General features: G+C 71.7%; 3 protein-coding genes. 2 read left to right on the forward strand and 1 reads right to left on the reverse strand.

Annotation, left to right across the window (positions count from 1 at the left end; translation table 11 throughout):
- Both D8M29_RS12355 and D8M29_RS12360 read left to right on the forward strand, forming a co-directional pair.
- A partial coding sequence (locus tag D8M29_RS12355) for an integrase core domain-containing protein (protein ID WP_144868799.1) occupies positions 1 to 126 on the forward strand: 126 nt, incomplete at its 5' end.
- A gap of 9 nt (positions 127 to 135) precedes the next feature.
- A complete protein-coding gene (locus D8M29_RS12360; protein ID WP_036339561.1) occupies positions 136 to 549 on the forward strand; it encodes a DUF4259 domain-containing protein in 414 nt (137 codons plus the stop codon).
- A 52-nt stretch (positions 550 to 601) separates the two neighbouring features.
- Here the strand turns inward: D8M29_RS12360 and D8M29_RS12365 are convergent.
- On the reverse strand, positions 602 to 1,270 hold a 669-nt coding region (locus D8M29_RS12365), incomplete at its 5' end, for a cation-translocating P-type ATPase (RefSeq protein WP_127446028.1).

Genomic DNA, 1,270 nt, shown 5'->3' on the forward strand with positions numbered 1-1,270 from the left:
CGTGAGGCCCTGCAGGTGTGGGTGAACCACTACAACTACCATCGGCCTCATACCTCCTGCGGAGACGCTCCTCCGGCCTCACTGGCACCGACCCGAGTCAACAACGTCATGCCCTCCTACACCTAGGGTCAGGTCATGGGCGCATGGGGCAGAAACGTCTTCCAGAACGACACGGCGCTGGACATCGTGGACGAGGTCCTCGACGGTACCTTCGACCTCGACGAGTTCCGCAGGAACTTCCGTCGCGACGAGGACGAGGGCTACCTGACCGCGAGCCAGGGCGCCGCACTCCTCACCCTCGGGGCGCTCGTGCGGATCGCTCGGAACGAGGACCACGCGGACCTCGAGGCCCTGCTCGAGCACGCGGAGGCGGACGAGGTGGACCTCACCGCCTTCATCGGCCAGTTCTCGGACGAGGACATCGAGACCCTGCGCGAGCTGATCGGCGTGGTCATCCGCGAGCCCTCCTGCTCCGAGCTCTACCAGCTCTGGGAGGAGTCCGGGGAGCTCGAGCAGTGGCTCGAGTACTCCCGCGAATGCCTGCCCTGACCGGCCGGCCGGCCGGCCGGGGTGGACCCGGCTCGGCCGGCCCCGCCCCGGCTCACCGCGCGTAGCGGGTGAGCCGCAGCGAGTTCAGCACCACGAGCACGCTCGAGGCCGCCATCGCGCCGCCGGCGATCATCGGGTTGAGCAGGCCCAGGGCCGCGACCGGGATGCCGAGCACGTTGTAGGCGAACGCCCAGAACAGGTTCATCCGGATGATCCCCAGCGTGCGGCGGCTCAGGTCGAGCGCCTGGACCACCTGGTGCAGGTCGTCGCCCATCACGGTGATCTGCGCGGCCTCGCGGGCCACGTCCGTGCCGGAGCCCATCGCGATGCCCATGTCCGCGGCAGCCAGGGCCGGGGCGTCGTTGACGCCGTCGCCGACCATGGCCACCACGTGACCCTCGGACTGGAGCCGGCGGACCACGTCCACCTTGTCCTCGGGGCGCACGCCGGCCACCACGTCCTCGGCCGGGATCCCGACGGCGGCCGCCACCTGGGTGGCGACGGCGGCGTTGTCCCCGGTCACCAGCAGCGGGCGCAGGCCGAGCTCCTTGAGCCGGGCGATGGCGTCCGCCGAGGTCTCCTTCACGGTGTCCCGCACGGACAGGACGCCCGCCACGCGGCCGCCGACCGCGACCCACACGGCCGTGGCGCCGGCCTGCTCCGCCGCCTCGAACGCGGCACGGTGCTCGGCGGGGATGCCGCCGTCGAGGGCGGTCTCGAG

Source organism: Micrococcus sp. HSID17227 (assembly GCF_003989405.1).
Taxonomy (GTDB): Bacteria; Actinomycetota; Actinomycetes; order Actinomycetales; family Micrococcaceae; genus Micrococcus; species Micrococcus luteus.

Bases quoted from the DNA above. Each gene is read 5' to 3' on its own strand.
- D8M29_RS12360 (WP_036339561.1), top strand. From the start codon at position 136: ATGGGCGCATGGGGCAGAAACGTCTTCCAGAACGACACGGCGCTGGAC.